This is a genomic window from Pseudoclavibacter sp. AY1F1, assembly GCF_002931075.1.
Taxonomy (GTDB): Bacteria; Actinomycetota; Actinomycetes; order Actinomycetales; family Microbacteriaceae; genus Pseudoclavibacter.
In genome coordinates this window covers 401,407-426,366 of sequence record NZ_PSTQ01000003.1, presented here as the reverse complement: position 1 = coordinate 426,366, position 24,960 = coordinate 401,407, and the positions used below count along the sequence as shown (strand labels likewise).

The following is a 24,960-nucleotide window of genomic DNA, read 5'->3' as shown; positions in this document are numbered from 1 at the left end:
AACTCTGCCTGCGGGCTAGTGCGGATGCGCGAGGCGCTCAGCGCTCCGGATGCTCACGGCGCCGCGCGCGAGCTGCCTCAAAGGGTCGTCACAGAGCGTCCAGAACGACCTTCTGAGGCAACTCGCACGAAGAACGAGACGGCGCGAGGGGTGTCAGCGCTCCGGATGCTCGCGGCGGCGGGCCCGGTACGCCGCGACGGCCGAGCGGTTCGCGCATCGCGTCGAACAGAAGCGCTTCGTGCGGTTGCGGGTGAGGTCAACAACAACCCCGTCGCAGCCGTCGGCGTCGCAGACCCCGAGGCGCGACATCTCGTCGGCGCGGATGAGGTCGACAACCGCGAGCGCCGTCTCGACTGTGATGCGCTCGTCGAGCGGGCGGTCAGAGTCGACGGCGTGCAAGTGCCAGTCGTGCCAGTCTTTGCCGTCGGGAGTGCCGTGGCGCACGAGCTGCGGGGTGGCGTTGTGCTCGACCAGCGCCTGGTTGACGAGCAAGGCCGCAGCGTCACGGTCGGCGGTGAGGAGCTCGCGGAGCCGCGGGCGGATCGCCCGGATGCGCTGGAACTCGGCCTCGTCGCCGTCGAAGCGGCCCGTGTAGCCAAGGTCCCGGAAGAAGTCGGCGAGCTCGCCGCGCGTGCGCAGCGAGAGCGGCTCCACATCGCTGTTCACGATCGCCGCGGCTGCAGCGAGCGCCTCTTCGGTGTCATTGGTGAAAAGCACCTTTGCAGATTACCAAACCGCAGCTAGTGTCATCTTCTATGAGGGCAAACGGCAATGACGCGAGCGGCGCAGCAGCCGCCTCAGCCGCCACTGCGACCGCGGCGGGGCCGCACACGGCACGGCTCGCGACAGGCGCAACCGCGGGGAACCCGGCGACCCCAGCAAACCCGCGCCTCGCATCCGGCCTGCTGTTCGCGCTCATCTCGGCGGGAGCCTTCGCCCTGTCCGGCCCGTTCGCGCGCGGCCTGCTCGACGCCGGCTGGACTCCCGGCGCCGCCGTCACGGCCCGAGTCTCGCTCGCGGCACTCGCCCTGGCGCCCGTTTCCCTCCTCGCGCTACGCGGCCGCTGGCACCTTCTCGCCGACCGCGGCAACCTCGCGAAGCTCGCGGTCTACGGCGCGATCGCCGTCGCGGGCACGCAGCTCGCCTACTTCACCGCCGTCGCAACCCTGCAGGTGGGCGTCGCGCTGCTCATCGAGTACACGGCCCCAGCCATCGTCGTGCTCTGGATGTGGCTGCGGCACCGACAGCGCCCGCACTCACTCACGCTCCTCGGCGCGGTCATCGCCGCCGGCGGGCTCCTGCTTGTCCTGCAGATCTTCGGCGGCGTGCAGCTCGACATCACCGGCGTTTTGTGGGCGCTCGGAGCGATGCTCGGGGTCGCCTTCTACTTCGTCATGTCGGCCGACACCGAGACGGAGCTCCCCGCGACGGTGCTCGCCGGCGGCGGCCTGCTGGTCGGCGCGGTCGTGTTGGGGATCGCCGGGCTCGTCGGCGTGCTCCCCATGACCGTGACGGATGCGCCGGTCGAGCTGGGTGGGGCCTCCATGCCGTGGTGGGTCGCGGTCCTCGTGCTTGGACTCGTGACGGCGGCCGGCGCCTATGTCACCGGCATCGCTGCCGCGCGCCGCCTCGGCCCACGCCTGACCTCCTTCGTCGGACTCTCGGAAGTCGTCGCGGCGGTGCTCTTCGCGTGGCTGCTGCTGGGCGAGCTCCCCAGCCCGGTGCAGCTTGTCGGTGGCGCGCTCATTCTCGTCGGCGTTGTTGTCGTGCGACTCGGCGAGACGCGCATCTCACGGTAGACGGCACCGGACGACCGACACCCGACCCCCTGACCGGCCGCGGGACCCGACCTGGCCTGGCCTGACCTGACCTGACCTGACCTGGCCTGGCCAACTTCAGTGCAGAATCGAGCCAAATTCGACGACAACACCGCCCGGGGCTCGAAATTGCACTGATATTGGTCAGGCTTCGCGGAGCAGTTGGACGGTGCCGCTCCGAGAATCCCAGAGCCGGAGCCCGATGGCCTGAGCCTCGATTGGTGTGAACTCGAGTGCCGACAGCGCACGTTCGAGGTCCAAGAGCCTCAGGCGCCGGGCGAGGGTGACGTGCGGCGTCCAATGCCCTGGCTTCGTATGCGGCAGGTCCGAGGTCGCCGGGAGTGCTCCGGCCAGCGCGTGCACCTCGGCGTGGAGCTCAAGCAAGCCACTCGTCGGGAGCACGCTCCGGGCCAGCACCGCACGGTCGCCATGGCGAAACAGCACAGGCGATCCAAGAGCCAGCGCCAGCGCCAGCGGGAGCCGACCGAATGCTCCGCGCACCGCCGCAGCAACGAGCGGAGGATGAGAAGGCCCGGCGTGGTCCGAAACCAGACCACCCGTGCCCGTGTGGGGCTCAGCCTCAGCGCCGGCGGAGCGCGAGACAGAGCCAGCGGCGGACTCGGAGCCGGATCCGGAAACGGAGCGGGATCGAGAGCGGGAGCGGGAGCGGGAGCCAGAGTCAGAGTCAGAGTCAGAGTCAGAGTCAGAGTCAGAGTGAGAGTCAGATCCAGAGTCAGAGTCAGAGTCAGAGTCAGAGTCAGATCCGGATCCAGAGCCAGATCCAGATCCAGATCCAGAGTCAGATCCGGATCCAGAGTCAGAGTCAGAGCCAGATCCAGATCCAGATCCAGATCCAGAGTCCGATCCAGATCCAGAGTCCGATCCAGATCCAGAGTCCGATCCAGAGTCCGATCCAGATCCAGAGCCAGAGCCAGAGCCAGAGCCAGAGTCAGGGCCAGAGTCAGGGCCGGAGACAGGAACAGGAGCGAGCGCGCTTCGCACGAGCAACGACAGGTGGGGACGGTTACTGGCCCCCATGTGCGCGCCCATGCTCGACACGCCCAGCTCCTGCAGCACCCGCCACTCGTCGCGGATGCGGGCCTCGGTCTCAGCATCGAACAGCAGCTCGAGGCTGACGACGTCACTCATAGGCCACCGCAGTGAGCGGGCTGGGCGCGGCCACGCGTCAGATGGCTCGGAGGGCCGCCGCCACGGCGCGCTGACCGGATGCATCCAGCTCGTGGACGGGTCTCGGCAGGTTGACGGTCGGCACGAGCCCGAGTTGCGCGGCTATCGCGGACGCGACCCGGTAGCTCCCGTGGGCGCGGAACAGCTCCCACAGCGGGTCGAGTTGCGCCGAGAGGCTCAGCGCGAGTTCGGCCTCGCCTCCGATCGCCGCCCGCGTGATCGCCAGGCACTCGGCGGGAAGAACTCCCGCGAGCACCGAGTACCAGACGTCGCATCCGCCGAGCAGCCCGGCAGCCGCGTAAGGATCGCCGCTGATGCCAACGGAGATAGGGCTGCCGACCTCGTCACGGAGAGCCGTGACTCGCTCGCTCACCTGGGCGACATCGAGTGAGGCCGGCGGGATCTTGATCGACTTCACCAGGTCGAGGCCGGCGATGCGCGCATGTAGCGCGTCGCTCACGACGATGCCCGTGGTGGTCGGGTTGTCGTAGACGATGATCGGCACGCTCGAAGTCGCGGCGACCTCTTCGTAGAGCCCGTAGACCTCGTCCTCCGTGAGCGGCTGGTACGACACCGGGGCGAGCAGCACCGCCGAGGCGCCCGCATCTTCTGCCGACCGGAGGTTCTCGAGCACGTCGCGGGTCCGGAGCGCACCGATACCGACGATGACCGGCACCGACCCCGCGTGCTTCACGGTGAGCTTCGCGACGGATGCGCGCTCCCCGAGGTCGAGGTACGCGTAGCTGCCGGTCGAGCCGAGCGCGCTTATCGAATCCACACCCGCGGCTTGGAGTCGCTCGATGAGCGCCGCGTAGCTGGCTGCATCGACGCCCGTCGATGTGATGGGTGTGAGCGGGAAGGCGCTGACGCCTTGGAAAAGCGAGTCAGGCATGAGGCTTTCCTCCTTCGACAGGCCGGGTGCCCTCAGCAGGCGGGGGCTCTGCGGCAGGCCAGGGCAGGTTGAGGGCAGCCCACTGCAGCAGCAGCACGGTCTTCGCATCCTGGATCTCACCGGTCTTGATCATGCGCAGCGCCTCGTCGAAGTCGAGTGCGACCGATTCGATCTCCTCGCCCTCCTCTTCGACGCCTCCTCCACCGGTGACGGGAGCTGCGGCCGCCCACGGGGCGGCGAAGAAGTGGATGCTCTCGGTCACCGAGCCGGGGCTCATGAACAGCTCGAAGACGGGCGTGACGTGTCCCACGACAACCCCGAGCTCCTCCTCGGCCTCGCGACGGATCGCGTCCTCTGGGGAGTCGCCGTCGAGCAACCCGGCTGCCGTCTCGAGGAGCATGCCATCCTCGTGGCCGTTGACGTAGACGGGATAGCGGAACTGGCGGCCGAGCAGGATCTGTCGCGCATCGAGGTCATAGAGCAGGATCGTGGCACCGTTGCCGCGGTCGTAGGTCTCACGCTGCTGGGTCGCCCACTCACCGTCGCGCCCGCGGTACCGGAAGGTCGTACGCCGCAGCACGTGCCAGCCATCGGAGGTGACCTCGACGTGGTCGACCTCGACGTTCGGATTGCGAGTCAGCTCGCGTCCGGCCTGGTCGAGCCCGGTGCGACCGCGGCTGTCGGGCACGTCGACGCCGAGGTGTCCGTGGGTGAGTGGATGCGACATGACCCCAAGATACGCACGGCCACCGACAGGCGCATCCGGAAATACGCCGTAACCCTGACGATCGAACCCAGCTCGCGGGAATAGCTTGCAGGTACAAGTGGTTGTTGCCGTACGAGTGGCTCCGGCCACTTCCCCCACAGACCACGAGCGTAAGCGCTTTGAACGGAGCCACATGACCGAGCAGCTGACCGTCCGCAACGAGACCTCCGTCCCGATCCTGGACGCCCTCTCCGACCGCTGGAGCCCTCGCGGCTTCGACGCCGACCACGCGATCTCCGACGAGGACATCACGGCGATCTTCGAGGCCGGCCGCTGGGCTCCTTCTGCGAGCAACACGCAGCCGACGACCCTCGTCGCGGGCGTGCGCGGCACCGCGACCTTCGACAAGATCTACGGCGCACTCATGGACTTCAACCTCGCGTGGGCTGACCGCGCCTCTCTCCTCATCGCCGTGACCGTCGAGCACAACCGCGACGGCAAGGCCCTCCGTTGGGCCGAGTACGACGCCGGCCAGGTCGCCGCGCACCTCACGATCGAAGGCCAGTCGCGCGGCCTCCACACGCACCAGATGGGCGGCTTCCACGTCGATGCGCTCGCCGAGGCCCTCGAGCTGCCAGTCGGCCGCATCCCGATCACGGTCATCGCCGTCGGCCAGTACGACTCCTCCGACGCGGTGAGCGAGAAGATCCGCGCCCGCGACACCTCGCCCCGCTCGCGCCGCGAGCTCGACGACTTCGCCACGATCGAGCGCTGAGCAACCCACGACACGATGCCGCTTGGCCTCAGCCGGGTGGCGTATACACGTTGACGGCGGCCAAGTCCGCCAGACACGACCCAGGTGCGCGGCGACCAGCTTCGACACCAGAGCAGCAGCTCATGACACGACCGAAGACGTAAGGACAGCACGATGACAGATGTCAGCACCGCCGACCTCGCCAACCGTTTGGCAGATCTTCACCAGGCTCCCGAGATCCTCCGAGTTGTGAACGTCTGGGACGCGATCAGCGCGAAGACCGTCGCAGACCTCCCCGAGACGAAGGCCATCGCAACCGCGGGCCACTCGATCGCCGCGTCCTACGGGTACGCGGATGGCGGCATGCCCCTCGATGTGGCCCTCGCCGGCGCGAAGGTGATCGTGGATGCAGTCGACCTGCCGGTCACGGCCGACCTCGACGACGGCTACGAGGACCCGGCAGAGACGATCCGCCGCGCCATCGGGCTCGGCATCGTCGGCGCGAACGTCGAGGACCGCTTGCGCCCGTTCGACGAGTCCGTCGCGCGAGTTGCCGCGATCATCGCCGCCGCCGAGTCGGAGGGCGTCAACTTCCAGCTCAACGCCCGCACCGACGCCATCGTGCGCGGCGGCGAGCGGCCTATCTCGGAGAGCATCGACGACGCTATCGCCCGCGGGCGCGCGTTCCTCGACGCCGGCGCTTCGCTCGTCTTCGTGCCGGGTGCCGTCAGCCGCGAAGTTGTCGAGCCCCTCGTCGCGGGCCTCGGCGCAGGAAAGCTATCCGTCATCGGCCTGCCAGGCGCGCTCACCGCGGCGGAGTTCCAGGAGCTCGGCGTCGCCCGCGTCTCCTACGGCCCGCTCACGCAACGCGTCGCCCTGCGCGCACTCCGTGACCTCGCGACCGACCTGTACGGCAACGGAGTCATCCCGGCCGACACGCCAGCGCTCAACTAGGCACGAGCATCCGCCCAGGGGGCAAGCCTCTCCAGCGCTTCACGCAGGGCAAGCGCAGAGCGGGCTTGTGGTCGTCAGAACTGAGTTTTGACGACCACAAGTCCGCTCTCGGCGGCTCAGGCCAACGGCCGGGCGGCCCGTCGCGCTAAACCCTCGGGGCGACCGGCGCCGATGCCGGTGCCGCAGCCGCAGCCGCCACCAGGTCGGGGTGCCCGGCCAACCCGCGCTGCCCGTGCATCGAGTAGGTCGCCATGACGATGGCAAGCGGCACATGATCGCCAACGAGCATGAGCGGCTCCCCCTCACCGAACTGCAGGGTCAGCGTCCGGTCGCGCAGGGACGGGTAGCTGGCCACGACCCCCGAATACCAGAATGAGAGCCACCGCCCACCTGCACAGCACACGAGCCGCTGGTTCGAGACGAGCACCCGAGCCGTCTGCCATTCACGCCACTGCTCTGCGGCTTCCCTCTGTGCCTGCGACTTCGCGGATGCGTTGCCCATGGCTGTGACGGCGAGACCGGCGACGACGAACGCCGGGTGCCCGAAGAAGAACCCGGAGCTCGTGGAATACGCAACGTCTCGTCCGTAGTACCTGGCGTAGGTAGCTGGAGCGTCTTGGAAGAACACCTCGCCATCGGCAGGACGGAAATCCCAGACGTCGATGGTCTGCGGGATCCGCTCCTCGAGGAGCTCGTCGCGGAAGCGCAGCGCGGCGGCGAGCCTGTCGTGCGAGTAGCGCTGCGTCTCGAGCTGAGATTTCTCTTTCCGCGTGAACCTGCCGCGGCGGTGCCTGGACTCGCGATGGTTCTCTGCAGCCCCGCGTAGCGTCGCTCGCCCAAGACCTGCGACGAGGATCACGGCGAACAGGATGCACGCCCAGAACAGTGCGGCGAGTGCGAAGCCTCGGAGCGTTCGGGCGACCTCATCCTCCCCAGATGGGCCTTCGACGAGCCTCGTCATCACGACAGCGATCACAACTGCGGCCAGCGCGAGACCCGCGACGAGGAGGATCAGCGGCAGTACCCACCGGCCGCGCCTCCGCCACCGGTCAACGTCCCCGACCTGCGCCCGGGCCGCGGACGCCCAACGACGCTCAAGGGCTTGTAGCAGGTCCACCCGCACCACGTAGCTCGCGAGGATCACAAGCGCCAGGAGCGACGCGGGCACCACCAGAAAATAGCCGAGCGCGCCGAAGCCGAACGCCGTCTCGTTCGCTTCCGATCCGATGTGGAGCCGCTCGAGCATCCCGGGCGCCGGGCCGAGGCCGAACACGACAATGGTGATGAGTATCCCAAGCCAGATGAAGCGACCGACTTGTGGGCCCCGTTTCGTCGTCATCCAACCAAGTTAGGACCGACCACCGACGTTCGACCAGGTCAGCACTCCCCCACCGGCCGTGAAGGCGAAGTGATCTCCTCAATCACGGCAACCGGACAGTGCTCAGGCGGCGACGCCGACCTCGCCCGTCGCCGGTGCGGCATCCACCGCTCGCCTGCTCGCGCGCGCACCGAGTGTCTCGCGCAACCACAGGGCGCCGGCGATGGCGAGGCACACGATGAACGCGCCGAGCGCGCTGACGACGGGCACGAGCGCCTCGCTCGGACCCGAAACGAACGGCATGAACGCGACGACGAAGAAAGTGATGACCGCGACGGCCGGTGAGAAGAGCAACGGCAGCGTCCAGGTCTTGAAGAGGGGCGTCTCGCGGAGCCGGATCCACCCGAATGTCGTGCCGACCGCGTAGACGGCGTAGGCGATCAGGCCGACGATGAAGAGGAGCAGCACGAGCGGAACAAGCGTTCCGAGGAAGAACTGGTACGCGTCGCGGCCGAACAGCACCATGATGTCGTCGCTCGCGACAGGGGCCGACGTGAGTCTCCGCAGTGACAGCGCGATGACGCCGACGATGCCCAGCACGGCGACGACGGGTGCGGCGATGAGTGGCAGTATCCAGCGCAGGTGCTCCATGCCGCTCAAGATAAGCGGGCCAGGGGATGCTCGCCTGTCGCGACGCGCCCGAGTTACCCACCAGAGACGTGCGCGTTGCCCTCTCCTCCTTCTCCTCCTCCTCCTCCCCCACCTTCTCCCCTCCTCCTCAACGCAAAAGAGTGAGCCGGACGCAGGCTCCAGCGAATTGGAGGATGCATCTGGCTCACTCTTCGGCTCGAGGCTCGGCCCCTCTGAAGGCAGCGCCGAAGGCCCCGCTGAAGGCAGCGCCGAATCTGCGCCTACTCCACCGCGGCCGTGTGAGGCGTCGTCGACTGCACGTTCAGTGAGTCGCCGTCGCTTGCGACGACCACCGAGACGGTGTCGCCGTCGCGGACAGTGCCCGCGAGGAGCGCCCGCGCGAGGCGGTCGTCGATCTCGCGTTGCATGAGACGTCGCAGCGGCCGCGCCCCGTAAATCGGGTCGTAGCCGCGCTCGGCCAGCCAGGCGCGAGCGTCGTCGTCGACCTTGATCGTGAGGCGACGCTCGCCGAGCCTGCGCTGCAGGCGGTCGATGTAGAGCGCCACGATCTGCGCGAGCTCGTCCTGAGAGAGCGCACTGAACACGACGATGTCGTCGAGGCGGTTCACGAACTCAGGCTTGAACGACTGCCGAACGGCCGCCATCACGCGGTCCTCGCGCTGCTCCTGCGAGAGGAGCGGGTCGATGAGGAACTGCGAGCCCAAGTTGGAGGTGAGAATGAGGATGACGTTGCGGAAGTCGACTGTTCGACCCTGGCCGTCGGTGAGGCGACCGTCGTCGAGCACCTGCAGGAGGATGTCGAAGACCTCCGGATGCGCCTTCTCGACCTCGTCGAACAGCACAACGGAGTACGGCCTCCGCCGCACGGCTTCGGTGAGCTGCCCGCCCTGCTCGTAGCCGACATATCCGGGAGGGGCACCGACGAGCCTGGCGACGGAGTGCTTCTCTCCGTACTCCGACATGTCGATGCGGATCATCGCCTTCTCGTCGTCGAAGAGCAGCTCGGCGAGCGCCCTCGCGAGCTCCGTCTTGCCGACCCCCGTGGGGCCGAGGAAGAGGAACGAACCGGTGGGGCGGTCGGGGTCAGCGATGCCTGCGCGGGTGCGACGGATCGCATCCGCCACCGTTGCCGCGGCCTTCTCCTGGCCGACGAGTCGTTTGCCGAGTTCGGCCTCGAGGTGCAGGAGCTTCTCCATCTCGCCCTGCAACAACCTGCCGACGGGAATTCCCGTCCACGCGGCGACGACTCCGGCGATGTCCTCCGCCGTGACGTGGTCGTTGACGAGCTTCGGGCCGCCGTCCTCCGTTGCCTCCGCCTCGTGCAGCTGCTTCTGGATGCCAGGCAGCTCGCCGTAGAGGAGACGCGACGCGAGCTCGAGATTGCCCTCGCGCTGCGCCCGGTCGGCGCGCATGCGGATGTTGTCGAGCTGCTCGCGCAACTCGCCGATGCGATTGAGGGATGCACGCTCCACGTTCCAGCGCGCCTTCAGCTCCCCGAGGCGCGCGTTCTTGGTGTCGAGGTCAGCGCGGAGTGCGGCCAGCCGCTGCTTCGACGCATCGTCGTGCTCCTTCTTGAGGGCAAGCTCCTCGAGGCGCAGCCGGTCGACCTGCCGCTGGAGGGTGTCGACCTCGACGGGCGAGGAGTCGATCTCCATCCGGAGGCGCGAGGCGGCCTCGTCGATCAGGTCGATCGCCTTGTCCGGGAGCTTTCGCCCCGTGATGTAGCGGTTCGACAGCGCAGCCGCCGCAACGAGCGCCTGGTCGGCGATCGAGACCTTGTGGTGAGCCTCGTACCGCTCCTTCAAGCCGCGGAGGATCGCGATCGAGTCCTCGACGCTCGGCTCTCCGACGAACACCTGCTGGAAGCGCCGCTCGAGCGCCGCATCCGACTCGATGAACTGGCGGTACTCGTCGAGCGTGGTCGCGCCGATGAGGCGCAGCTCGCCGCGAGCGAGCATGGGCTTGAGCATGTTCGCGGCCGAGATGCTCGACTCGCCGCCGCCTGCACCCATGAGGGTGTGCAGCTCGTCGATGAAGGTGATGATGCGGCCGTCAGACTCGGTGATCTCCTTGAGGACAGCCTTGAGCCGCTCCTCGAAGTCACCTCGGTACTTGGCGCCGGCGATGAGCGCCGACATGTCGAGGCTCACGAGTTCCTTGTCTTTGAGAGACTCGGCGACGTCGCCCGCGACGATGCGCTGCGCGAGCCCCTCGACGACCGATGTCTTCCCGACGCCGGGCTCGCCGATGAGGACGGGGTTGTTCTTGGTGCGCCTCGTCAGGACCTGGCTGACTCGGCGGATCTCGGAGTCACGACCGATGACCGGGTCGAGCTTGCCCGAGCGGGCGATGTCGGTGAGGTTGATTCCGTATTGTTCGAGTGCGCTCTTGGCCTCTTCGTCTGGTGCCTGAGCGCCTTGCATGTTTGCCATGGGGCTCCTTTGAGAAAGTTGCTTCCGACTCAGTGGGATCGAAATTCAGTGGGATCGAAATTCAGTGGGATCGAAATTCAGTGGGATCGAAATTCAGTGGGATCGAAACTCAGTGGGATCGAAACTCAGTGGGATCGAAACTCAGTGGGATCGAAACTCAGTGGGATCGAAACTCAGTGGGATCGATGTGACGTCAAGAGTTGAGTCGGTATGACTCAAGTTTAGAGCCTGGAACGCGCCATTGCCAGCCTATCCGGTGTCGCTCAGTCAACTCCCAGCGATGAGTGCATCCCGGATACCCGGTGCTGACCTGGACTTCTCCGAACGTGGCAGAGTGCAGTCCATGGCTGATGCACCCGACGAGTCCGCGCTCCCCTTCCGGACTCTCCGCTTTGGCAGAGTGGAGCTACTCGGAGAACCCTTCTCGATCGTGAAGGTCGACGATTCGGAGACTGTACGCGCATCCGGATTCGGGAGCCCGAGTTCCCTGGCCTACTCCGTCTTCGGCCGGCAATCGGAACTCCTTGAGGTGCGTCCCCTCGCCGACGCCGATCCGGCGCTCGCTGCAGTCCGCGCCTACGACAACGGCGACCCCGCGCTGCTCGAGACCATCGACATCCACCAGGACGGCACCGAACTGCGCCGCGCGATGTGGAAGGCGGCCAGGCTCGTCGAGCCCGGAACGCTCGCGAGCTACGGCGACGTCGCCGCGATCGCTGGGCATCCACGCGCCGCACGCGCGGCCGCGAGCGCGTGCGGCGCCTGCCTCGTCGGGCTCTTCGTGCCGGTGCATCGCATCGTCCGCTCGAGCGGCAAGCTCGCCGGGCACGCCGACGATATCGCCGTGCGGCAGGCGCTGATCGATCACGAGCAGGCGATGGGGATGGGGACCCGCCACTGACGATCAGGAAAGGGCAGCAGTTGACCGTCGCGCATACAGCACGGGAAGGATACGCGTGCGCTGAACCGGTCGGCTTGGGCCCTCTTCGAGTCGCGACGCCATGGTCTCGACAGCAAGGCGCCCGATGTGCTGCTTCGGGGGACGCAGCGCCGTGATGGGCGGCTCGGCGTTCTGCGCAACCTCATCGTCGTAGGCGATCACGGCGAGGTCGTCGGGGATCGACCAGCCGTGGTCGCGGGCGTATTGCTGCAGGAGCACCGCCTGTGGGTCCGAGTGGATGAGCAGGGCGGTCACCGAAGCCCGGCGACAGTCGGCGAGCACTCGGGCGATGAGCTCTTCCCTCGCCTGCCCGTCCATGGCGTCGAGATTCGCGTCGACGTCGACAGCAGTTTCGAGGCCGAGCTCCCTGACCGCGCTGGTCCACCCCTGCCGGAGCTGCGCTGAGGTCGGGGAGCCCGCCGACGTCAGGATGCCGACCAGACGGTGCCCGAGCGCCGACAGATGCTCGGCGGCGAGGGAACCGCCGAAGGCATGGTCTGTGGTGACCCATTCCAGGCCGGTCAGCGAGGCGACAGAGGAGGCATGGCGCTCGGCGAGCACGACGGGCACCGGAAGCGACTCGAGCCAGTGCAGGAGCGCCCACCCGTCAGGGCCACTGGTCTCCGGTGCGGCGATGATCCCGTGCAGACCCCCCGATTCGACGAGGGAGGAGATCTGACGGCGCTGGTCGTCCACGGAGTAGCTGGCACCGCGGAGCACAAGCTGCACGCCCAGGTCGGTGGCCGCCGCCCGAGCCCCGACGATGACCTGCGGCCAGTAGTAGCTCAGCGACGGGGTGACCATGCCGACCCGGAAGCGGATCGGGGTCGCCCGTGCGGCGACGGTGGGCACCGACGTGTCGAGGCGGCTCCGCAGGGTCGCGCCGCCGTGAACCCTGGTGAGAAGCCCACGGTCGGAGAGGTTCGTGATGTCGCGCCGAATCGTGAGCTCGGACACCTCGAGCTGCCGAGCCAGCGCAGCCACTCGGACGGAGCCCGCGCGCCGGAGTTCGCCGAGGATCCGTTCGCGTCGCGTGAGGCCGAACTGCGGCATGTCTTCCACGGAGCCGAGCGTACAGACATGTTCGCTTCGCGTCGAGCATGAACGATCCTGTTCGTTTCGCTGGTCTTTTCCCCGGGCCCCCTCCAAGATCAGCTCGGAAGCACACAGTCGTGCCCGCCGCGCACTCAACGAACGAGCCCGCGCGGACAGCGCACAGAACGGAGAGCGCACATGCCTCAGGACCAGAGGCTCGATCGAGTCGCCAGCACGCCACGGAGTCGCAGGAGGCGGATGAGTCTGGCACTCATCGCGGCGACGGCTGCGGCGATGCTCGCACCGGTGCTCGTCGCCCCGACACCCGCTTACGCGGCAGGAGCGGACCCTGTCTCGGTGACCATCGACGGCGCAGACGTCGCGAACGCCGCCGAGAACGTGAACGGACTCACGTTCAAGGGCTTCGGCGTCCTCACGGCCAACTCGACGAGCGCCTTGCTCCTCGACTACAAGGCGCAGCATCCCGAGAAGTACTGGGAGCTGATCGAGACGCTGTTCGGGGGCGACCGCCCGATCATGAACACCATCAAGATCGAGATGGGCAACGACCGCAACACCTCCACGGGACCGAACCCGTCGACGATGCGCACGCGCGACGAGTACCCCAACGTGAAGCGCGAGCCAGGCTTCCAGCTCGCAGCCGACGCGCAGCTCGTCGCGCACGGCGACGTGCACGTCAGCATCCTGCGCTGGAACCGGCCGGCCTGGGCCACCGACCACGCCGCGCAGTACATCTGGTTCAAGAACACCGTGCTCGCCGCCTACCGCGAATACGGGATCATGGTCGACTCGATCAACCCAGACGCGAACGAGACGAGGACCCCCGAGATCCAGCTGTACAAGGACTTCTCCGGCTGGCTCCGCGGCGACGAGAAGGGCTACGAGGGCACCAGCTCGGCAGACCCGAACAGCGGCTTCGCCTCGGACGAAGAGCGGGACCTCTACCGATCCATCGAGACGGTCGCCGCCGACACGGTCGGAACCCCTCCCGTGTCCTTCGGCAACGAGATGATGTCCCCCACCGATTCGTCGCTGCGTGACGCAGTGGACGTCGTGGGCTTCCACTACTCGAGCGCCGACGACAGCGCCGGCAACCTCAAGAAGGTGGCCGAGGAGCTCGACAAGGAGGTGTGGAACTCGGAGGGCCAGTCCACGTTCTCCAACTCGGCCGACCGGCCGAACAACACCAACAGTGACGAGCAGGGCAGAACGGGCACCGGATTCGGCGGTCCGAACAGCGCGCTCGAGATGGGCAACTGGGTCACGACCGGGTTCGACGAGTCCCGCCGTACCCTCAACATCTTCCAACCCGCGATCGGCTCGTTCTACGACGGGTTCCAGTACTCCTCGAAGGAGCTCGTGAGCGCCCGCGACCCGTGGTCCGGCTGGCTGTACTACGACGGCGGCCTCGCCATGATCGAGCAGTTCACCAAGTTCGCGAAGCTCGGCTGGGAGAACGACGACAACACCGCCGGCATCTGGCGTGCCATCCCGCAGGCGTCAGACAGCGAGCTCGGGAAGGGCAACCCGCCAGACGGTGCCCGTCTCGGCCGGGCGTCCTACACGACCCTGGCGGCTCCCGATGCCAGCGACTTCTCGACCGTCATCATCAACGACAGCAGCTTCACGAAGAGCTACCGCATCACGGCGAAGGACATGGCCATCGGCGCAGACCGCACGGCCGAGCTCTGGGAGACGCGCGCCGCGGATGCCGGGCAGGCCTACAACGACAACTACCTCAAGCCCATCGGCGAGATCTCGCCGGACGGAGACGGGCTCTATACCGTCGAGGTCAAGCCGTGGTCGTCCCTGACGCTCACGACGCTGGACCAGGCGACGGCAGCGGCCGATGGCACCCTCACCCCCAAGGACGGCTACGCGAGCTCGCTGCCGACGTCCCCCGAATACACCGACCAGGACGGCGGCCGCGACGTCCTCGACACCGACCCGACCGGTTCCCAGAATGGGGTCACCGACGACGAGGTGCTCTATGCCGACGACTTCGACTACGCCAGCGCCGGCAACATCAGCGGCTACGACCCGGCCACCGGAGCGCTCGTCGACTCCGGGGAGTCGTTCCTGGACAGCCGCGGCGCCAAGGGGAAGCCGAACGGAACGCCAGCCTTGCAGCCAGAAGACCAGGGCGTGACCCCCCGCTACACGAACGACACCAACGGCGCATTCGAGTCGGTTGCCACCGCCGATGCTGCACACGGCCGCGTGCTCAGGCAGCAGGTGGGCCCTGGCATGGCGGGCGGCGCCTGGAACAGCGGCGACCCCAAGACGACGATCGGTGACGCCCGCTGGGCGAACTACACGGCATCGACCGACGTGCTGTTCGAGGCCGCGGGAGCGCAGTACGCCACCATCGGTGCCCGAGAGCAGGGCGGCACGGCGAACGGGCAGAACGTCTCGGCAGCCGAGCTCAAGGTCGAGCCCACCGGAGCGTGGACCTTCACCCGCTACGGCACGACACTTGCCACCGGCACGGTGGCGGGCAACGCGGAGGTCGCGTTCAACGCTGGCGCCGGCGTCTGGAACACCATCGCCGTGACCGTCGCCGCCGACACTTACACGGCCTCGATCAACGGCGTGCAGGTCGCGGCGTACACGGACGCCGCACCGCAGGCCACGGGGCGCATCCAACTCGGATCCAGCTTCAACTTCGTGCAGTTCGACAACCTGCAGATCCAGGCCCTGCCCGGATACACGCCCTATTACACGCAGATCATCGACGGGATGCACCAGAGCAGCTGGTCGAACACGTCGACGCCGGTACTCGAGTTCGATGCCAACTGGAGCCACGTCAACGGGCAGGGCATGTTCGAGTGGCAGCGAACAGCGTCCAAGAGCACCGCGAAGGGCGCCGCGCTGAGCTACTCCTTCACCGGAACTGGCCTGGACATCATCGGAGCCAACCCCGGGACTGCGACGCTCGACGTCGAGGTGGATGGGATCCCCGTCGTTCTCGGAGCCCCGACCTGGAACGCGGGCAGCGCCCGAACGACCTTCACGCTCCGCGGACTCGCCAACGGCGCCCACACGGTTGACATCAAGACCGCCAACGACACCGCGATCAACGTCGACTCGGTCGCCACGATCAGTGCAGTCGCCGACTCTGCGCGCGTCGACACGGGGGCACTCACCGAAGCCGTCTCCACAGTCGCGCAGCTCGTCGAGGCCGACTACGCACCCCAGTCATGGGCTCCGTTCGCTGCGGCTCGGACGGCCGCGCAGGCCGCGACCGCCGACCCGGTCGGGTACGGACTCGACGTCGAAGGGGCGACGGCGATCGAGGTGCGACTCGCATCCGCTGCAGACGCACTCACCCCCAAGGATGTCAGCGCCGACGTGACCGACCTGGGCTCCGTTGCCATCACGGCCGCCGAGCGTGCCCTGCCCGGTTCCGTCACGCTCTCGGGGACCGAGGAGGAGGTCATCTGGACTGCAGCTTCGAACGCCAGCGCCAAGACCACCGGTGAGCTTGCGACCTTCACGGCCAGTGGCCGAACCTCGGAGAAGACCGAGGCCGGTGTCTACCAGCGCATCTCAGCAACGGTGCTCGTCGTCCCTGCCGATCTCGACTACTTCATCGACTCCGGTTCGAGCGGTTCGGCAGCGGGCTCCGCCCATGCGGCCGCGGCGGCCGTCTCGCCCAACCTCCGCAACGAGACTGCCGACCAGAAGTGGAACGGCACCTCCCCGGGCAGCACCTGGGGGTACTCGACCGCGGCGACCGCGCTCGCGAGCGGCACCCCGCAGGACTGGGGATCGTCATACGTCGGTGCCGACTTCAACAAGCCGGTGACCTACCATCTGACCCTCCCCGCGGGTTCCTACAACGTCGTCGGGGTTCAGGCCCCGCGTGCCGGACTCACCACGAACCTGTCCGCGAAACTCGCCGCGAACGGTGAGACCGTCTCGAAGACCGCGGTCTCGACAGGATCGGCGACCCCCATCGCGCAGACGCTCACGCTCGACGAGGAAGCCGTCGTCCAGCTGGAGTTCGGCACCAACGGAACGAGCGGCTACAACGCACGACTCGCGCTCGTCTACGTACAGACGCTGCCCCGCGACCTCGGCGTGCAGGGCGTGCTAGGCACCGACGACCCACTCCCCGAAACGGTGATGGTCGCAGACGCCGAACGTGCCGTCACGTGGGAGCCCGCCGCCCACGAGCAGGCCCGCACCGAGTACGAGACGATCACGGCGCACGGACGCCTCGACGAAAGTGACGCCCCAGTTGTCGCGCAGTTCGAGATCGTTCCCACTGGGCTCGTCTACTTCATCGACGCCGGGACGAACGGCGTCGCCTCGCCGCAGTACGCGGCAGTGTCAGCCGCCGTCGACGGACTGCGAAACGACAAGGTCGACCAGGTCTCCACGTCGGCCGAGCAATGGGGACACGTCGCTGACGGCATGAAGCTGAAGACCGGGACCGACATCAAGGACAAGTACTCGACGGGTCTCTACCAGGACACCACCAAGCTGAGCTACCGGCTCCCGCTGGAGGCCGGTACGTACACGCTGACCGGCGGCTTCACCGAGTGGTGGAACCTCAGCAGAACCCTGTACCAGACCGTGTCGGTCAACGGCACGGAACTCGCGAAGGGAAGCATCCCGCTCTCCGGCTCGACGCCCAAGCTCTCCGCGGGTCTGACGTTCACGCTCTCGGAGGCAGCCACGGTCGACTACCTCGTGACCAACGAGGGCGCGGGTGGCGAGAAGCCGGTCATCTCCTGGCTCGCCGTTGCCGACGAGACACTGCCGGGCACACCGCAGAACCCTGTCGCGGCGCAAGCCGACAGCAGCTCCATCACCGTCTCGTGGGACGACCTCACCGACACCGGAGCCGGGTTCACGGGGTACCGGGTCTACGAAGCAGGAGGCTCGGAGCCGGTCTGCGAAGCGGCCGAGACGAGCTGCACCGTCACCGGACTCGCTCCGGGTTCAACGCACTCCTACGAGGTGACCGGCGTCAACGCCTCCGGGGAGGGTCCCCGCTCGGCGGCGACCGCACCTGTCACCCTGGCCGAAGCTCCCGCGGACGACGGCGCGACGAAGGCCCCGGGCAAGGGAGTGCTCTCGTCCAACGATGGCTGGAACACCGGGCTCCGTGACGGCGAGTTCCAACTGACGATGAACCTCTGGTGGGGTGAGAACGGCTCCATCTTCCGGCTCTACCAAGACGGCCAGCTGGTCAGCGCCACACCGCTCACCATGAACTCGCCGGCGGCCCAGTCAGCCGTCGTCGACATCGCCGGTCTGAAGAACGGGACCTACGTCTTCACGGGCGAACTGGTGAACTCGAAGGGAACGACCTCAACCGAGTCGCTCACGGTGACCGTGACGAACGCTGCCCCGGGCGCACCGTCCCTCTCCTCGGACAACTGGGACGGCGACGGCAACTACAGCGTCACTGCGAACCTCTGGTGGGGTACGAATGCCACCGCCTACCGCTTCCTCGAGAACGGCGTCGAGGTCGGCGCCGGCACGCTCACCGCTGCGAGCCCCGCGGCTCAGAAGGCGGCGCTGCAGATAGAGGGCAGGGGTCCGGGGCAGTACTCCTACACGGTCGAGTTCATCAACGCAGCGGGAACCACCGTGAGCACGACGCACACCGTCTCGGTCACGAAGTAGCTGCACGCACTGGGCGGGCGCCGCGTTGAAGGTGAACGCGACGCCCGCCCAGTTGCGCTCGAGGTCAAGCCGAAGGCCTTGGGGCGCCGGAACCGCACCTCGCACACGCGAACTCGAGCCGCCCCGCGCCCAGGAAGCGACTGAGCGCCGTCGGTACGTTGGTCTCTGACCGCAGCAGCCGAAAGGCTGATCAAGCAGGCCAAATCAGGGATGTGGGATGGCAGACAAGCAGAGACGGCGCCCCCTGCTCGCCTTCAGCATCGCGACGGGCGCGTTCTTCGTGGTCGTCACGGTCGCGGGGTTGCTCGGGCTTGAGGGGCGCTGGATGGCGCTCCTGATCTTCGGCGGGATCCCCTTCCTCTTCGCCTTCGCAGCGATCATCGGCCTTCGAGCGACCGACTCGAGGATGGCGAAGTCCGGCCCCGGCGTGTTCACGGCGCTCGGCCCCGGCGAGATCCGGGAGCTGGAGGCACCCACGACATCGACGACCCGGCTCGGCTATCGCGCGGCCTGGGCGAACCTCCCCATCCTTCTCCCGCCACGTCGCCTCGTGATGCTCGTGGTGTTCGCCGCCGCGGGGGCAGCGATTGGCGCTGTCCTGACCGGCATGTTCGTGGACGGCGTCGAGTCGTGGCGTCTGGTCGTCGGCACCGCGCTGTTCGCCCTGTGCGGCGCCCTCGCGTCGGCCGTGGTGCCGCTCGCGATCTGGCTCTGGGTCGCGCACCGCGGCGCACCGCTCCCGCGTGACACGCGCAGGATGATCGAGAACTCCGTCAACCCGGCGAACGAGCGCATCCGCCTCAACCTCTCCAGAGTCGATGAGATCGAGCAGGCGATCGCTCAGCGGCGCATCGTGTTTCCGCTCCTGCTGCCCCTCGCGCTGTGCGTCTCAGCCGCAACTGCAGCGGCCTGCGTCGCTGAACTCATCATCACGAGTGGCGAGAGCTTCCCTGCCCTCGCGTCGTTTGTGTGGACGTCGCTCATGCTCTTGATGCCGCTGACTGCCCTCGGACACACGGAGCAGCTCGCGTTGGCTCTGGAGGAGGTGCGATCGTCCGAAGCTGCAGCGTGACGCGCTGCAACCACGGTCACACCGCGCCTACCTGTAGTCGAGTCGAACCCGCAGGTGCTCGCCGACCTCGAACTGCGCGTCGACGAGCTTCAGCGGGTCGAGCTGCAGGTCGCGAAGGTCGATGGGGTCCTTGAGCTCCTCGCGGATCTGCTTCCGCACGGCGAGCAGCAGCAGCCCGATGAAGGGGTTGTGGCTCGTGAGCGTTGGCTTGAGCAGCTGCAGCTTGAGGTCGTCGCCAAGCTGAGCCTCCGTCGTGAAGAGCAGACTGGCACCCAGCAGCCCCCGCTTGACCTTGCCGGCGACGCGCACGTGCGCCCCGCGGGATCCGGCCTGCGTGAGCTTGATCTCCATGCTCGACACCTTGAAGCCTTGGCTCTCCGCCGACTCCTGGACCATCTTGACCACCGCGTCGGAAACCGCCTGCTGCTGCGCCGAGAGGTCGATCGACAGGTCGTCGACGGGGAAGACCGTCACGGCCTCGCCCCCGGACGTGCCGTGCTTGAGCGCAAGCGCCAGCTGGCCGAGCTCATCCTCCGCCCAGTCGACGTGCACCCCGGTGGCCGTGACCGTCGCGTCGACCTCGACGTCCTGGATGCGGATGGGAAGCGCACGTGCGCGCACCTCGGCCACCTTCGCATCCGCCCTCGACACCTCGGTGCCGAATACCGGGAACTCGGGCGTCGGCGGGGCGTCCATGACCGTCGGATCGAGCGTCACCTCGAGGCCCGAGAAGTCGAGGTCGAGCCCCAGAAGGTCACCCGCGAGCGGATGCGCGGTGACACGCGCCGCATCGAAGCCCCGCACGTCCATGGTCGGGTCGAGCTCGAAGATCGGGGGAACCGTCTCGTGCAGGAACCGCTCGATGACCTGCGCAACCTCACCTGGGGTAGTCGGGCGTGGACCCGATGCGATCACCAGCGCCTCGGGCTCGTCCCCAGAAGATGCAGCGCTATCTGGGGTCTGCGGGGGAGTCTCCATGCCCTCAACCCTACGGGCGTGGGCCCTACCGACCCTGGCCGCGCGCCAACACCAAGTAGGATCGATCCTCGACGCGACCCAAGCGGACGCGACAGTTCACTCCGGCTCGACGAGCCCGAGCACCAATTTCGAGAGAAACGCAGCTATGGACAGCAAATTGATCGCGTGGAACGGCGACGTGCAGCCAGAAGCCGTCGACATCCTCACGGGAGACGGCGGACTCGTCGTCGTCCCGACGAAGGTCGGCTACATCATCATGACCTCCGACAAGGAGGGACTCGAGCGCAAGTTCGAGGCGAAGGAGCGCAACCGCAACAAGCCGGGTGTTGTGCTCTGCGGCTCGCTCGAGCAGCTCCGCGCCCTCGCGCAGCTCACGCCTGAGATCGACGCGTTCTACGAGCGCCACTGGAACGACGACATCCTCCTCGGCTGCATCCTGCCCTGGAAGGAAGAGGCTGTCGCGGCGCTTCCCGATGACGGCACGAAGGAACTCATGATGGACGGCCGCGGCACGAGCTGCTTCGTCATCAAGTTCGGCGTTCCGGGCGAGAAGCTCGCGAAGGAGCTCTACGACAACCACGGACGCTTCGCGTTCGCGAGCTCCGCGAACCCGTCCGGCAAGGGCAACCGTGGACTCGTCGAGGGCATCGGCGAGCGCATCCACGACCGCGCCGACCTCATCATCGAGGCTAACGACTACGTCGCGTCGATCCAGCCTGAAGCGACGACGGAGACGCGTCACGAGCAGGGCGTCATGATCTCGATGGTCGACGCCGAAGGCACGCTCATCCCCGAGCAGGGCGGCCAGCGCTCCATCTCCCCCGCGCCTGTCGTGATCCGCAAGGGCCTCGACATCAACCGCATCATGGCGATCCTCGCTGAGTCCTTCAACAGCTGGGACTTCCGCCAGGGCGAGTACTACTGATTCTCGCCTGACGCGTGGGCTGATTCGCACTTATCGCGTGGGCTGATGGTCGCCCGCCTGACGGGGCGACTCACCACCCGAATTGTCGGACGGGCTCGCTACGCTTCATGCGTGCGAGCCCGTTCTTCTTTTGCTGACCTCACCCGCCTGATCGAGTCGAGGCCTATTTCGCGCGGTCGCCTGCGCCGCGTCCTGAACGCGCCTCCCTCAGCCGCGACGACGCGCGAGTGGTGGGGCTCGTTGCCCGTCTCCGTGCACAAACGGCTCATGAAGCAGGTGCCGCTGCTTGTCGGTAATCTCGACGGCATCCCGTGGTCGGTGCGTGTGCGGGCGAACCGGGAATCTCTCGGACGGGCCATCAGGGCGCTCGAGTCTGGCGCGTCGATTGAGCGTGCGCTTGGCAGCGCGAGCGCGTTCGCGGGCGGTGAGATCAAGAGCATCTTGGCGGATGCGAGCCGTGGCGAGCTGCGCGACCGCGAGCGGCTCCTCCACCAGCTGAAGGAGCTGCACAGCGGGCGCGGTTTTGTCGACCGTGGAGGCCAGCCGAGGTTCGTGCTGGCCTTCGACCCTGAACGAGATTCGATCGTCGAGTACGTGGGGCCCGCGATCTCCGAGTCGGAGGATCCGCTGGCTTCGCCGTTCGCGGAGGGTGTCACGTCGGTTGGCGTGTTCGTGCCGGGCAATGAGGCTCGCCTGCTGGATTTCGAGGGCAAGGCGCACACCATGTCGGAGTTGCTGAAGCTCGCGCCGGCAGGCACGGCTGGGCTTGTGGTGTGGCAGGGCGGCCGGTTCCCGCGAGGCCCGTTGGCGCTGTCGGCGGCGATGGCTGACGGTCTGGCTCGCAAGCTGGGGGCGTTCGTGAACTCGATTCCGCGCGACGGCCGGGTGGCGCTGACGGCGTTCGGCTTCAGCTTCGGTGGTGGGGTGACCGGTCGCGCCATGTCGCTCGGGATGCGGGTTGACCGGGTTGTGCACGTGTCGAGCGCTGGCCTCGGGCACGGCGTGACGTCGCTTGACGACCTGCCGGCGTCGGCGCGTGTTCCGCACTATTCGCTGCTGGCTCCCGTGGATCCATCTGTTGGTCCGATCCTCGGCGTCAACGTGCATCTCCCCTTCCTGGGGTCGGCGGGGCATTTCGGGCATGGCGCTGACCCCGCGAACACGCCTGGCGTGGTGAGGCTCGAGACGGGCGTGCTGGGGGCGGCTCAGGAGAAGCGAGCCGCCGGCGCGCCGCTGTCACTCGGTGACCTGCTGACTGGGCATACGACGATCCTCGAGCAGTGGGGTACCACCGCGAAGCGCAACATGGCGGCCGTCCTCATGGGCGATGGCGCCGAGGTCGAGTTGGCTCCCGATGCGGGGGCTCTTGCCCGCGTCGCGCAGCGCCTCATGTTGCCGTACGCGCCGTTCCTGAAAGTGCGGGAGCCGGAGCTTCGCCGGGTCGGCTGACCCTGGTTGACCCCGTGGGCCCGGGCTGAGCCGGGCTGAGCCCGGCTGACCCCGTGGGCCCGGGCTGAGCTCGGCTGAGGCCGACTGAGCCCGGCCGACGAGAGCTGGCTGGACGCAGCTGGGGTCCTGGTTCAGCGCCTGGATCAGGGCTCTGGGCCAGCGCCCTGGATCAGGGCTCTGGGCCAGCGCGCTGGTTCAGAGCTCTGGTGGGGCGCTGGTTCAGCGATCGTGGTCGAGCGTTGGTTGCTGCGCGCGCGTGGCGGCCGGGGCGGGGCGCTGATTCGAACCGGGGTTGAGGGTCGTCTCGAGCTTGGTGGTGAGTCGCGACCGCACGTCTGTGATGCCCGGCGCGCTCGGCTTGGTGTGCTCTGAACTGTGCTCGAGGGCATCCCGCGCGGCGCTGGTGCGATCGCCGAGATCCGCGAGTTTGGACGCCGCGTCGGCTGCTTCTGGACTGTCGGGTGCGTGGGCGAGGCCGGCGATACGGTCGCCGTCGCGGCGGAGGTCGTCGATGGTGGCGAGCACGTCGCTGCCGATGTCGGCCCGGTCGAGGACGAAGTTCGCGTCGCGGTCGAAGGTGCCAAGCCAGGCTCTCGACGCCTCGCTTCCCAGGGTTTCGATTCGTCGCCCGGCGTCGACGGCGGCGCGGGCTTCGGCGCGGGCTTCTGCGCCGTGTCCGGCGGCGGGCGAGCTCGCAGCGGCCGCGTCGATGTCGGACGCGTAGAGTGCGCGGCCGGCACGATCAACGACGAGGACCCTGTCGACGTGCCCCTCGGCAATCACTCGCTCGAGCGACCTGGGCATCTGCTCTGCGGCGACATCGTGGAATGCCTGCGGTGTCCACCGACCGACGCCCTGGTCGCGCACCTGCTCCGCGTAGCGCGAGAGCACGCCGAGGCGCGAAACGGCTTCGGGCACGGCGAGCGCCCGCACCTCGACTCGGTAGCCGGCGTCGCGGAACTCCTTCGCGGTAGCAACAACCGCATCCGGCTGCCGGAACGTGGTCTCGAACACCACCGACGCCTGCCGATCCCGCAGGTAGTCGCTCGACATGCGCGCCCATGCACCAGCTGCCTGCGCCGTCACCTCCGGCATGCGCAACGGTTCCTCACGCATGAGGCGTGCGTAGTCGGGATGAAACACGCGCAGGTCATCGCCGACGACCGCAAGCGCACCGGCATGATCTTGTTGAGCACGCCCAACAGTTCGAGTCTTGCCAGCTCCCGGCTGGGCTCCGACAAGAATGAGCGTTGGCTCAGCCTCTGGTTCACTGGCCCGGAGCGCTTCGAGTTCTGGCTGAATCGACCGCTGAAAGATTGAGTGGAGCTCCCCCTGGGTCAGCTCAAGCCCCTGGCTCACTGTTCTTCTGCCCTGCATCGTGCGACGAATGAAGCCCTCAGCGCCTGCACGGCCTCCAGCGAGAAGGTGTCGACCGCATCTGCTTCGATGCGAACGCTGATCTGCTTTTCGAGCCAGCGTTGTCTTTCCTCTTCGGTGGTGGCCTCATTCTGCCGAGCCACGTACAACCCTCTAAGCCGATTCGCGGCTTCGCGCATGGCGTCGTAGATCATGGGGTCGTAGTCGTCGACGTGGTCGCTGTTGGCAACGTCGTCCGCGTGGTCCGCGTTGTCAGCTCTGTCAGCTCTGTCAGCTCTGTCAGCTCTGTCGGTCATATTCGTCCTCTCGTCGTTTGGGTCGTCTCGTCGTCTGGGCCTTCCGGGTACCTTTCGCCGCCACTCGCCTCGACGCGGTACCGCTCGAGGAGCTCGTTGCGCTTGCCGACGACGCTCACGTTCGACTGTGCGTCAACGTCAGCAATCTCCTCACGCAGCGCGGCGAGCTTGTTCTGCCAACGGCGGACGTCGGGGGCATTTCGAGCACGCGCGGCTCTCGCGACGTAGAACGCTGCTAGCCGACCACCCGCATCCAACAACAAGTCGTAGACCTCGGGCGAGTACCCTCCGGTACTCGGCACACCACGCGGATTGCCGGGCGAACTGTTGAACGTGTCTTTGCTCGGCACATACATCCTTCCGATTGCGTACTCGCGAAGGTAGTCGCGCGAACGCGCCTCAAACGATGACCGGAAGAATCTGTGGATAACGTCTACCGCGTCGATGCGGGCGTCGAGGCGAGCGCCCGGCAGGCGCCCAGCAGGAGACGGAATCCCGAACCGCAGCGCATCCTC

Annotated in this window: 21 protein-coding genes; 9 read left to right on the top strand and 12 right to left on the bottom strand. The window is 67.5% G+C overall.

The features are described 5' to 3' along the window. Positions 1-153 precede the first annotated feature (153 nt). Positions 154-717: a CGNR zinc finger domain-containing protein gene (locus C5B85_RS08220; protein WP_104285512.1), complete on the bottom strand. Its 564-nt coding sequence runs from the start codon at positions 715-717 to the stop codon at positions 154-156. Positions 718-755: 38 nt separating this feature from the next. On the opposite strand from C5B85_RS08220, the gene C5B85_RS08215 reads away from it, so the two are divergent. Next, on the top strand, positions 756-1,799 hold the full coding sequence (locus tag C5B85_RS08215; RefSeq protein WP_104285511.1) for a DMT family transporter: 1,044 nt from the start codon (positions 756-758) through the stop codon (positions 1,797-1,799). Between the two features lie 162 nt (positions 1,800-1,961). Here C5B85_RS08215 and C5B85_RS18935 read toward each other — a convergent pair whose 3' ends face one another. Continuing rightward, positions 1,962-2,855, bottom strand: coding sequence for a 2'-5' RNA ligase family protein (locus C5B85_RS18935; RefSeq protein WP_181064344.1), 894 nt, complete (start codon positions 2,853-2,855; stop codon positions 1,962-1,964). Between C5B85_RS18935 and C5B85_RS19165 the strand changes: the two genes are divergently transcribed. Beyond that, complete coding sequence (locus C5B85_RS19165; protein WP_181064345.1) at positions 2,832-2,981, top strand: hypothetical protein; 150 nt, start codon at positions 2,832-2,834, stop codon at positions 2,979-2,981. The two genes, C5B85_RS18935 and C5B85_RS19165, sit on opposite strands and share 24 nt — an antisense overlap. A 22-nt stretch (positions 2,982-3,003) precedes the next feature. Here the strand turns inward: C5B85_RS19165 and C5B85_RS08205 are convergent, their stop codons facing one another. Then, positions 3,004-3,897 carry a dihydrodipicolinate synthase family protein gene (locus C5B85_RS08205; RefSeq protein ID WP_104285510.1) on the bottom strand — a complete coding sequence of 298 codons (894 nt, stop codon included), beginning with the start codon at positions 3,895-3,897 and terminating at the stop codon, positions 3,004-3,006. Further along, entirely contained in the window at positions 3,890-4,624 is a 735-nt protein-coding gene (locus C5B85_RS08200) for an NUDIX domain-containing protein (RefSeq protein WP_104285509.1), read from the bottom strand. The genes C5B85_RS08205 and C5B85_RS08200 overlap by 8 nt, the downstream gene beginning before the upstream one ends. Before the next feature lie 172 nt (positions 4,625-4,796). On the opposite strand from C5B85_RS08200, the gene C5B85_RS08195 reads away from it, so the two are divergent. After that, a complete protein-coding gene (locus tag C5B85_RS08195) occupies positions 4,797-5,378 on the top strand; it encodes a nitroreductase family protein (protein ID WP_104285508.1) in 582 nt (193 codons plus the stop codon). Positions 5,379-5,531: 153 nt separating this feature from the next. Then, on the top strand, positions 5,532-6,311 hold the full coding sequence (locus C5B85_RS08190) for an isocitrate lyase/phosphoenolpyruvate mutase family protein (RefSeq protein WP_104285507.1): 780 nt from the start codon (positions 5,532-5,534) through the stop codon (positions 6,309-6,311). A 145-nt stretch (positions 6,312-6,456) separates the two neighbouring features. On the opposite strand, the gene C5B85_RS08185 is transcribed toward C5B85_RS08190, so the two are convergent. The 3 genes from C5B85_RS08185 to C5B85_RS08175 all read right to left on the bottom strand — a co-directional run bounded on the left by C5B85_RS08185 (position 6,457) and on the right by C5B85_RS08175 (position 10,712). Continuing rightward, entirely contained in the window at positions 6,457-7,650 is a 1,194-nt protein-coding gene (locus C5B85_RS08185; RefSeq protein ID WP_104285506.1) for a hypothetical protein, read from the bottom strand. A 102-nt stretch (positions 7,651-7,752) separates the two neighbouring features. After that, positions 7,753-8,280: a hypothetical protein gene (locus tag C5B85_RS08180; protein ID WP_104285505.1), complete on the bottom strand. Its 528-nt coding sequence runs from the start codon at positions 8,278-8,280 to the stop codon at positions 7,753-7,755. 260 nt (positions 8,281-8,540) lie between these two features. After that, positions 8,541-10,712 (bottom strand): ATP-dependent Clp protease ATP-binding subunit, encoded by a 2,172-nt coding sequence (locus C5B85_RS08175; protein ID WP_104285504.1) that lies wholly within the window; start codon positions 10,710-10,712, stop codon positions 8,541-8,543. Between the two features lie 343 nt (positions 10,713-11,055). On the opposite strand from C5B85_RS08175, the gene C5B85_RS08170 reads away from it, so the two are divergent. Next, positions 11,056-11,613 (top strand): methylated-DNA--[protein]-cysteine S-methyltransferase, encoded by a 558-nt coding sequence (locus C5B85_RS08170; protein ID WP_181064340.1) that lies wholly within the window; start codon positions 11,056-11,058, stop codon positions 11,611-11,613. Positions 11,614-11,616: 3 nt separating this feature from the next. On the opposite strand, the gene C5B85_RS08165 is transcribed toward C5B85_RS08170, so the two are convergent. Further along, positions 11,617-12,705: a substrate-binding domain-containing protein gene (locus C5B85_RS08165; RefSeq protein ID WP_104285502.1), complete on the bottom strand. Its 1,089-nt coding sequence runs from the start codon at positions 12,703-12,705 to the stop codon at positions 11,617-11,619. A 240-nt stretch (positions 12,706-12,945) separates the two neighbouring features. Here C5B85_RS08165 and C5B85_RS08160 point away from each other — a divergent pair, with 240 nt between their 5' ends. Then, positions 12,946-18,348: a fibronectin type III domain-containing protein gene (locus tag C5B85_RS08160; protein ID WP_181064339.1), complete on the top strand. Its 5,403-nt coding sequence runs from the start codon at positions 12,946-12,948 to the stop codon at positions 18,346-18,348. A 217-nt stretch (positions 18,349-18,565) separates the two neighbouring features. After that, positions 18,566-19,420, top strand: coding sequence for a hypothetical protein (locus C5B85_RS08155; RefSeq protein ID WP_104285500.1), 855 nt, complete (start codon positions 18,566-18,568; stop codon positions 19,418-19,420). Positions 19,421-19,447: 27 nt separating this feature from the next. Here C5B85_RS08155 and C5B85_RS08150 read toward each other — a convergent pair whose 3' ends face one another. After that, positions 19,448-20,398 (bottom strand): hypothetical protein, encoded by a 951-nt coding sequence (locus C5B85_RS08150; protein WP_146077887.1) that lies wholly within the window; start codon positions 20,396-20,398, stop codon positions 19,448-19,450. Positions 20,399-20,543: 145 nt separating this feature from the next. Between C5B85_RS08150 and C5B85_RS08145 the strand changes: the two genes are divergently transcribed. Further along, positions 20,544-21,323 (top strand): L-threonylcarbamoyladenylate synthase, encoded by a 780-nt coding sequence (locus tag C5B85_RS08145; protein ID WP_104285498.1) that lies wholly within the window; start codon positions 20,544-20,546, stop codon positions 21,321-21,323. 111 nt (positions 21,324-21,434) lie between these two features. Next, positions 21,435-22,772, top strand: coding sequence for an alpha/beta hydrolase (locus tag C5B85_RS08140; protein WP_181064338.1), 1,338 nt, complete (start codon positions 21,435-21,437; stop codon positions 22,770-22,772). Between the two features lie 219 nt (positions 22,773-22,991). On the opposite strand, the gene C5B85_RS08135 is transcribed toward C5B85_RS08140, so the two are convergent. From C5B85_RS08135 to C5B85_RS18930, 3 genes are read right to left on the bottom strand one after another with little or no spacing between them, the layout of a single operon-like run. Next, positions 22,992-24,149, bottom strand: coding sequence for a zeta toxin family protein (locus C5B85_RS08135; protein ID WP_104285496.1), 1,158 nt, complete (start codon positions 24,147-24,149; stop codon positions 22,992-22,994). After that, positions 24,128-24,445: a hypothetical protein gene (locus C5B85_RS08130; protein ID WP_146077885.1), complete on the bottom strand. Its 318-nt coding sequence runs from the start codon at positions 24,443-24,445 to the stop codon at positions 24,128-24,130. Before C5B85_RS08130 ends, C5B85_RS08135 begins: the two co-directional genes overlap by 22 nt. Continuing rightward, positions 24,442-24,795 carry a hypothetical protein gene (locus tag C5B85_RS18930; protein WP_146077884.1) on the bottom strand — a complete coding sequence of 118 codons (354 nt, stop codon included), beginning with the start codon at positions 24,793-24,795 and terminating at the stop codon, positions 24,442-24,444. Before C5B85_RS18930 ends, C5B85_RS08130 begins: the two co-directional genes overlap by 4 nt. Positions 24,796-24,960: the final 165 nt, after the last annotated feature.